We start from the raw sequence: 8,751 nt of genomic DNA, 5'->3' as shown, positions 1-8,751 counted from the left end.
CGTAAACGCCCGATTGGTTCAACTAATAATCAGTGGGGGATGAACAAAACCCCCACTGATTAAAGTTTCACTTTATCTTTCAAACATAAGGCATAACATATCGTCTCAAATACTATCAATAAAGCTCTACCAACATCTTTTATTTTCTCACAGCCCGTCCCTTTTACAAATAACCATTTTGCTCGCACCATTCATGAAATTGCCGCACATCTACTCCAACTAAAACAATATCCTTTAGCTCTACATCAATACTTTGATCACCAATTACAATTACAAAATATGTCTCTAATTGTTTTTCCTTTTTCTTTACAATTCCAATTCGGTTCCGATGCGGGCCATCTTTTATATATGCTTTTTGTCCTACAATATCAAAGTTCAAGATTCTCACCTCTTTTATTGCGCTCAAATTGGAAATACGAACTCAAATTCAGAAAATTTCCTTTCATTGCACTATTTCTCTATATATATGACGAAACAATAAAAGAGTCCTTCCTTCTTTACAATTATTTTTTCTTTGTTTCATTTTTATGATTGAAACGTAAAGTTTATAATAAAACACACTTGGAAGCGCTTTCTATGTAATTTTTTATGTTATAATATATAAGTAGAACTTCGTAAAGAGGGTTAAAAAATGAATACAAACATGATTAAAAAAGTAATTGAAGCATTAAAAGTATATGGCTTTCAGGATGTATCATTCTGTGAAGAAACAAAGAAATTTTTATTTCATAACGAAACCGATATTATGAGCGGCTATGCAGAAATAACATATAGTAGTCAATTTGAAAAATTCAACGTACAAATTCACCCAATTGAGACACATCACCAAGCAGAGTTACAAGAGGTCGAAAGACATATACAAACTTGCATACGAAAAGTAGAGTATTTAAATGCTCTTCTTACTGGACAAACAAAGCTAGATGATAAAATTATTATTATGTAAAAAAAAGAACGTGATATCCTCACGTTCTTTTTTCATTATATGTTCATCTTTTCTTTTAGTTGTAATCCTGTAACGGATTGTAATACATCCATTGCTTCTCCAAACGTCATATCAAAAATCGTTTTATCTTCTATGTATGGGAACTGTCTAAAACGTTTTTCTAACATTTTCACAGCATCCGACGTAAAGTTTGCACTATCAATGCCAAATTCTGTTTCAAGAAGAACGATCCAATCTAACACATGAAAACCTAATCCATTGACGAATGAAATAAGTTTTTCTTCTGGCTTTGAAGATAAGAATACGTGTCGTTCCATCTCACTGAAAAGTTCTTCTCCTAAAATTTCAGCTAACTCATCATCATGTTCGCGTTCAATAATCTCTTCGTAGCCGTAATCGTCAACAAGCTCTTCTACTTCTTCGCTATCCTCACTAAGCAATTGACTAAGAAGTGCATCTTTCTTGAATTCACTTTTTTGTACAACTTCTAAAAAACTCGTTTCCCATCCATTTTCTAATTTCATATTTATAACTCCTTTATATACTTTACTTATCATCACTGTACCCAAAAGATTACCTTTATAATCTTTTAGGTAGTTACTATTATTTCACTTTATTTATAACATGAGATGCAAACAATTCTGCATCACCTTCAAAAATACTTACCTCTGGCAAATGGTAAAACGTTGTTTGCAGCGGGTTTCCTTCATGATAAATATATACCTTTTTCTCTAGCGCAATCGCCATTCCAAACTCTGTATGACTTCCATTTCCGCCATCTAATATAAGTAAAAAGACATCGGCTTCTTTTATAGCATTCTTCTCTGCCTGACCAATTTCTCTTAATTGTTCTTGATTAACTGCTCTTTCATTTTGGGTCCAATCATATGTATGGTGCCATCCTGAATTTTTCAGTTCATTCGCTATAGAGCGTACAAGATGTTTATTTTGAAATCCTGAGGCGATATAAAAATTCATTTATATACACTCCTTAATTATGTATGGGGAAACTCCTTCTTTAGCGTTAATGGGATTTTTTTCAAAAGAAAGCCCCATCTTTAGAACTTATTTGTGTTTAAATGATGGGGTGCCTCATGGTCTTCTTTTATTTTTTGTTTTTTATAACTTTCATCAGCTAACATTTCTAGTTCAGCTGTTATTTCTGATTTCTCAAGCTCTCGTTCTTGTGAAAATTTCCGTGAAATATAAACAATAACACTACCAACGTACAACACAAAGCATATAATAAGTGCAGTATTTTCATAGAGACTTAGCTCCAACACAGTCACTCCTAATCCATTCGTATTTTCACGCTTAATCAATTGGAATTTCCCTATTAACCATCTGTTATTGTAACATAAATATATCAATTCTTCGAACCTTTCATTCTATTGAAAAAGGCATGATTTAAAAATCATGCCTCCGAGATATGTTTAATAATGGTCTTTATCGCTTCTTTTCCATTATATTTTTTTAACGCTTCTTTATACGTTTCATTATTATGATATAACTCTTCTACATGCTTTATAAGCGAGTCCACCGTTACATCCTCTTCATATAATACCGATGCATACCCTTGTCTTTCAAAGGATTCTGCATTTAAAATTTGATCTCCGCGACTTGAAGATTTCGATAACGGAATTAAAAGCATCGGCTTTTGCAATGTTAAAAATTCAAAAATCGCATTGGATCCTGCACGTGAAATAACAAAATCTGTTGCTGCTAATATGTCTGGTAACTCTCCATGTACATATTCAAATTGTCTATATCCTTCTTTATTTTGTAATGATTCATCAAGATTTCCTTTTCCGCAAAGATGAACAATTTGATAATTTTTCAGAAGATCTGGAAGTGCCAATCGAACAGTTTCATTAATTTTCTTTGCTCCTAAACTTCCTCCCATAACAGTAATAACTGATTTCTTACGGGAAAACCCTAGAGACTCTAAACCTTTTTCACGATTTCCTCTTAGTACTTCTTCACGCACGGGCGATCCTGTATATATTACTTTCTCTTTCGGTAAGTGCTTCGCAGCTTCTTCAAATGTAACAAATATTTTTGAGGCAAAACGGAGCGCAATTTTATTTGCTAGTCCAGGTGTCATATCAGACTCATGTAACAAAACTGGCACCCTATTTAACCATCCGCCAATTACGACTGGTACAGATACGAAACCACCTTTTGAAAAAATAACATCCGGTTTTAGTTTACGAATCCTTATATACGCATCCATAACACCCTTCATCACAAGGAAAGGATCTTTTATGTTTTTCAAATCAAAATAACGACGTAGCTTCCCACTTGCAATACTATAGTACGGAATTCCTTCCTTTTCTATAATCGTTTTTTCAATTCCTTGATGAGAACCGATGTAAGAAATGTCCCAGTTTTTTTCCTGTAAATGTGGAATAATTGCTAAATTAGGTGTTACATGTCCTGCCGAACCGCCACCTGTAAAGACTATTTTTTTCATACGTCTCCCCCTTCTACACTATAGTACACTAAAATACCTTGCCTCAGGGTGAGAAAATACCATGGCCGTTACAGACGCTTCCGGCTCCATCATAAATCCTTCTGTTAATGAAATCCCTATTTCCTCTGGGTGAATTAAGCGAAATAATTTTTCTTGGTCAGCAAGTTCTGGGCATGCTGGATAACCAAATGAAACACGAATACCTCTATATTTTGTACGGAATCGTTCCTCCATCGTCAGTTCTGGTGAATCTGGAATTCCCCAGCGATCTCGAATTAACATATGTGTTTTCTCTGCGAGCCCCTCTGCTAATTCGAGTGCTAACGATTGAATCGCATGACTGCGTAGATAATCTCCCTTCGCCTTCCATTCCTCTGCAACATCGCGGACACCTTCTCCAACAGTGACAGATAAGAAAGCAACATAATCCATCTCATCTCCAATCGGGCGTAAGTAATCACCTAAAGTACGGTATGGAGCTTTTCCTTGTCTCGGAAATTCGAATCGCTCAATAATACGTGTATGATCTTCTGGATCGTATATAACGATATTTTGTCCATCACTTTGCGCCGGGAAAAATTGATATACCGCTTTCGGACGTAACCAAGATTGTCCTTCTTGTAATAATTCATCAATTAAGTCATTTAGCTCATGCGCTCTTTTATCTCCTTCTTGCAGGAGTTTTTTTACGTTTCCTTTTAATCCAAGGTGGTGCCCGAGTAACATTTGTCTATTTAAAAATGGGGAAAGATGTGAAACCGGAATATCGCGTAATACAATTCGTTTTGTTGAATCGGGCACTATAACCGTCGCTTTTGGTAAAGGTTCAATAACTGCCGGAATTTCTACTTTCTTCTCCTCTTGTTTCACAATATGAAGATGGCGTTCCTTTTTATCTTGCTTCATCTTCTCACGCTCTTCTTCTTTTTGTAACCGATTAATAATATCAAGGCCAGTCATCGCATCACTCGCATAACATACGAGCCCTTTATATGATGGAGAAATACGATTATCTGTAAACTTTCTCGTTAGCGCTGCACCACCGACAACAATTGGAATATCAATATTCGCTGCTGTTAAATCTTCGGCAGTCGTTACCATTTGTTGAGCTGATTTTACTAATAAACCGGAAAGACCAATGATATCAGGTTTCTTTTCTTGTACTTCTTGAACAATTCTATCCGAACGAACATTAATTCCTAAATTAATAATTTCATATCCATTATTTGATAAAATAATTTCAACAAGGTTTTTCCCAATATCATGTACGTCCCCTTTAACGGTCGCTAATAATACTTTCCCTTTTTTCGCACTATCGCTAGATTCCATATGTGGCTCTAAATAGCTTACGGCAGCTTTCATACTTTCAGCACTTTGCAATACTTCAGCAACTATAAGCTCATTATTATTAAATAATCGCCCCACCTCATCCATTCCTGTCATAAGTGGACCATTAATAATATCCAGCGGTTTTCGTCCTTCTGTAAGCGCGAGACTTAAATCTTCTTGTAGTCCTTGCTTCGTACCTTCTACAATATAGTTTGCTAATCGTTCATCAAGCGTTAGCGTTTCTTGTACAACGACATCTTTCGTTTTGGCAACACGATAAAAGTTTGTAAACTCTTCTAACGTCTCTTTCGTCGTTTCAAATAATAATGCATCTGCAAGACGTTTTTCTTCCTCCGGAATTGACGCATAGCGCTCTAATTTTTCCGTATTGACAATCGCATAATCTAATCCTGCTTTCGTTGCATGATATAGAAAGACCGAATTTAACACTTCTCGGCCGGCCGGCGGTAGACCAAATGATATGTTACTCACCCCTAAAATAGTCAAACATTCTGGTAACGCTTCTTTAATAAGACGAATCCCTTCTATAGTCGCTGCCGCTGAACCTATATATTCTTCATCACCTGTTCCTACAGGAAACACAAGCGCATCAAAAATAATATCAGATGGGCGTATACCATACTTCTTCGTTAGTAACTCATAACTTCTTTTAGCAATCTCTATCTTTCGCTCTGCACTAACCGCCATACCATCTTCATCAATTGTCCCTACAACTATAGCAGCACCGTATTTCCGAAGAAGAGGTGTCACTTTTTTAAAACGTTCTTCTCCATCTTCTAAATTAATAGAGTTAATAACGCCTTTTCCTTGAATATAAGTAAGAGCTTTCGCCATAACATTTTCATCTGTCGAATCAATCATAATCGGGACTTTTAGCACTTTCGTAACTTCTGCCAAAAATCTTTCCATATCTTCTATTTCGTCACGATCAGGGTCCGCCATACAAATATCAATAATATGAGCATTTTTCTTCACTTGTGCTCTTGCCACTTCAGCAGCCTCTTCAAATTTCCCTTCTGCTACTAATCTTTTAAACTTACGCGATCCAATTACGTTCGTCCTTTCTCCAACAAATAGTGGCCTCATAGAATCATCGTATTGTAGCGCTTCTAGCCCACTAACTCCATGTCCAACTCGTTCATGATGCTCACGAGGATTAATCGAGGCAAGCGCCGATTTCATTGCACTTATATGTGCGGGTGTTGTGCCACAACAACCACCAATAATATTAATCCAGCCTTCCTCAGCAAAACGTTTTACTTTTTCAGCAAGTGAAGCTGGCGATTCATGATAATGCCCATCTTCATCTGGAAGACCGGCATTTGGATAACAAGAAATATAACACTCCGATAAATCAGATAGCGAACGAATATGTTCCCTCATAAATTCCGGACCAGTCGCACAGTTTAATCCAACAGATAACGGCTTCATATGCTCTATTGATAAATAAAAAGCTTCGATTGTTTGCCCTGCTAAAGTCGTTCCCATCGGCTCAATTGTTCCCGAAATCATAATAGGTACTATTTTGTTTAGTTCTTCAAACGCCGATTGAATTCCAATATACGCAGCCTTTACATTACGCATATCTTGACTCGTCTCAACGAGCAATACATCAACTTCTCCTCTTAATAATCCTCTCGCTTGCCTTGTATATGCTTCGATTAACTCTTCAAAAGTCACACCGCCTGTAACACTAATCGCTTTCGTCGTTGGTCCCATCGCTCCCGCAACATATACTTCTTTCCCGCTTTCTTTAACCGCTTGCTTCGCCAAAAGCGCTGCCCTTTCGTTTAACTCTTCATCTAAATAAGACAATGCATAATCACTTAGTACAATATTAGTTGCACCAAACGTATTTGTTTCAATAATATCTGCACCAGCTTCAATATAGGCTTTATGAATCTTTAAAATAACATCGGGTCTTGTTTTTACTAAATATTCATTACAACCTTCGTATTCTTCTCCTCCAAAATCTTCCGCTGTTAAGTCTTCTTGTTGGATCATCGTTCCCATTGCACCATCTAATATTAAAATTTCATGTTGTAATCTCTCTTCTATTCGTTTCATCAATTAATACCTTCTTTCACTTCTTTCACTTCTTTCACTTCTTGCTTTTCTCTCACATATTTCACGAGATGTTCTGTAATTTCATATTTTAAAAACGGCGTAATAAGATAAATACCGTTAAAATATTTCATCGCCGCATCAATTAATTGTTGTGAAATACGAATTCCTTCTTCGATAGCTGTCTCTTTCGTTTCATGTCCATCCATTCTTTGCCTTATCTCTTCTGGAAGAGTAATACCCGGCACTTCAAAATGAAGAAAATCGGCATTCCGCTTACTTACTAACGGCATAATTCCAATAAAAATAGGTTGTTCCAAATGCTTTGTCGCTTCATATACTTCTTTAATTAAAGCTACATCATAAATCGGCTGAGTTAAGAAGTACTCTGCTCCAGCATCTATTTTTCTTTCCATTCGTTTTACCGCTGCTTTTAAATGTCTTACATGTGGATTGAATGCACCTCCGACAGAAAATCTTGTTGCCGGGCCGATTGATTTCCCTAAAATAGAACGACCATCGTTCATCTCTTTAATCATTTTAATTAGCTCGATAGATGACAAATCATATACAGAAGTTGCACCTGGGAAATCACCAACACGCGCTGGATCACCAGTTAAAGCTAACACTTCCTCCATACCTAATGCTGATAATCCAAGCAAATGAGACTGCAATCCAATGACGTTATGATCTCTACACGTTAAATGCGTCAATACTGGAATATCATGCTTCGTTAATAATGCACCCATAGCCATATTAGAAACGCGAGGAGATGCTAATGAATTATCTGCTAGAGTAATAGCATCCGCTCCAGCCCTTTTCAGTGCTCTTGCCCCTTCAAAGAATCGCTGCGTATCTAACGTTTTCGGTGGATCTAATTCCACTACAACTGTCGTTTGTTTCTTTGCCTTCTCCGCGAGAGTAACATGAGCTCTCGAACGCTTCTCGTGTGTATGGACCACTTTAGGCCTTGGAATCGTCTCCTTTGCTATTACGGGGGCAATATTTGCAATAGCACGTTTCATTCCTGCAATATGTTCCGGGGTAGTACCACAACAACCGCCTAATAAACGAATACCTTGTTCAATAAATTCTGGTGTCATCTCTTCAAAATATGCTGGACTCCCCTCATACACGTAACGCCCCTCCACATAATTTGGGAGACCTGCATTCGGATATGCTGATAAATAGCCATCTTGAGGGATCGATATCATTTTGAAAGCTTCCGTCATATGAAGTGGTCCTAGTTGACAGTTCAATCCAACGACATTTGCACCGTAATCTAAAAGCTGTTTTAATATTTCATTTACATCATTCCCATTTTGAGTCGTACCTGCCTCATGTAACGCTAACTGAGCTACAATCGGAATATTCGTTTGTTTACGCAATACTTTAACGGCATGCAATAATTCAAATTCATCATAAAAAGTTTCTAATAGTAATCCATCAACCTGTTCTTCTAGTAAAGCACCTGCCTGCTCAAGTAGCATAAATTCTCGCTCTATATCAGTCGTTGTAACAGCTCCAATATGTTTCATACCGCCAATTGTCCCTAAAATTGCATTCCGCTCTGTTACTGATGCTTTCGCAAGCTTCACCGCCGCTTTATTAATTTGGACAACTTGATTTTCCAAGCCATACATACGTAATTTCGCTTCATTTGCCCCATACGTATTCGTTTGAATAATATCCGCTCCAGCAGCTACATATTGTTTATGGATTGATATAATTAAGTCCGGATCAGACAAATTCAATTCTTCAAAACTACTTTGTAAACCATGCGAATGTAATAACGTTCCAACCGCACCGTCACCTATTACAATTCCTTTTGATAATAAATCTAGTAATTTCACGTATCTCCCTCATTTCTATCAATATAAAAACCCCCTCTTCACTTTGAAGAGGGGGACATAATCGTTCC

The 8,751-nt window shown here is 36.9% G+C and carries 8 protein-coding genes; 1 reads left to right on the top strand and 7 read right to left on the bottom strand.

Annotation, left to right across the window (positions count from 1 at the left end):
- Window positions 1-163 precede the first annotated feature (163 nt).
- Window positions 164-379, bottom strand: coding sequence for a DUF3912 family protein (locus tag BAU28_RS11505; RefSeq protein ID WP_071718625.1), 216 nt, complete (start codon window positions 377-379; stop codon window positions 164-166).
- 252 nt (window positions 380-631) lie between these two features.
- Here BAU28_RS11505 and BAU28_RS11500 point away from each other — a divergent pair, with 252 nt between their 5' ends.
- Entirely contained in the window at window positions 632-943 is a 312-nt protein-coding gene (locus BAU28_RS11500; RefSeq protein ID WP_071718624.1) for a hypothetical protein, read from the top strand.
- A gap of 35 nt (window positions 944-978) precedes the next feature.
- Here BAU28_RS11500 and BAU28_RS11495 read toward each other — a convergent pair whose 3' ends face one another.
- The 6 genes from BAU28_RS11495 to BAU28_RS11470 form a co-directional block, all read right to left on the bottom strand.
- Complete coding sequence (locus BAU28_RS11495; RefSeq protein ID WP_071718623.1) at window positions 979-1,467, bottom strand: hypothetical protein; 489 nt, start codon at window positions 1,465-1,467, stop codon at window positions 979-981.
- Window positions 1,468-1,546: 79 nt separating this feature from the next.
- Complete coding sequence (locus BAU28_RS11490; RefSeq protein WP_071718622.1) at window positions 1,547-1,921, bottom strand: nucleoside 2-deoxyribosyltransferase; 375 nt, start codon at window positions 1,919-1,921, stop codon at window positions 1,547-1,549.
- A gap of 80 nt (window positions 1,922-2,001) precedes the next feature.
- Window positions 2,002-2,262, bottom strand: coding sequence for a DUF3966 domain-containing protein (locus tag BAU28_RS11485; RefSeq protein ID WP_025147442.1), 261 nt, complete (start codon window positions 2,260-2,262; stop codon window positions 2,002-2,004).
- A 95-nt stretch (window positions 2,263-2,357) separates the two neighbouring features.
- Window positions 2,358-3,416: an undecaprenyldiphospho-muramoylpentapeptide beta-N-acetylglucosaminyltransferase gene (locus tag BAU28_RS11480; protein WP_071718621.1), complete on the bottom strand. Its 1,059-nt coding sequence runs from the start codon at window positions 3,414-3,416 to the stop codon at window positions 2,358-2,360.
- Window positions 3,417-3,434: 18 nt separating this feature from the next.
- Window positions 3,435-6,833, bottom strand: a complete 3,399-nt coding sequence (gene metH / locus BAU28_RS11475; RefSeq protein WP_071718620.1) for a methionine synthase — start codon at window positions 6,831-6,833, stop codon at window positions 3,435-3,437.
- The gene (locus BAU28_RS11470) at window positions 6,833-8,683 is read right to left on the bottom strand and encodes a bifunctional homocysteine S-methyltransferase/methylenetetrahydrofolate reductase (protein ID WP_071718619.1); all 1,851 of its coding nucleotides are present in this window, start codon (window positions 8,681-8,683) and stop codon (window positions 6,833-6,835) included. The genes metH and BAU28_RS11470 overlap by 1 nt, the downstream gene beginning before the upstream one ends.
- Window positions 8,684-8,751: the final 68 nt, after the last annotated feature.

This window comes from Bacillus paramycoides, assembly GCF_001884235.1.
In the GTDB taxonomy this organism is placed as follows: domain Bacteria; phylum Bacillota; class Bacilli; order Bacillales; family Bacillaceae_G; genus Bacillus_A; species Bacillus_A paramycoides.
The sequence above is the reverse complement of the archived record's forward strand: the minus strand, read 5'-3'. Positions and strand labels throughout refer to the sequence as shown.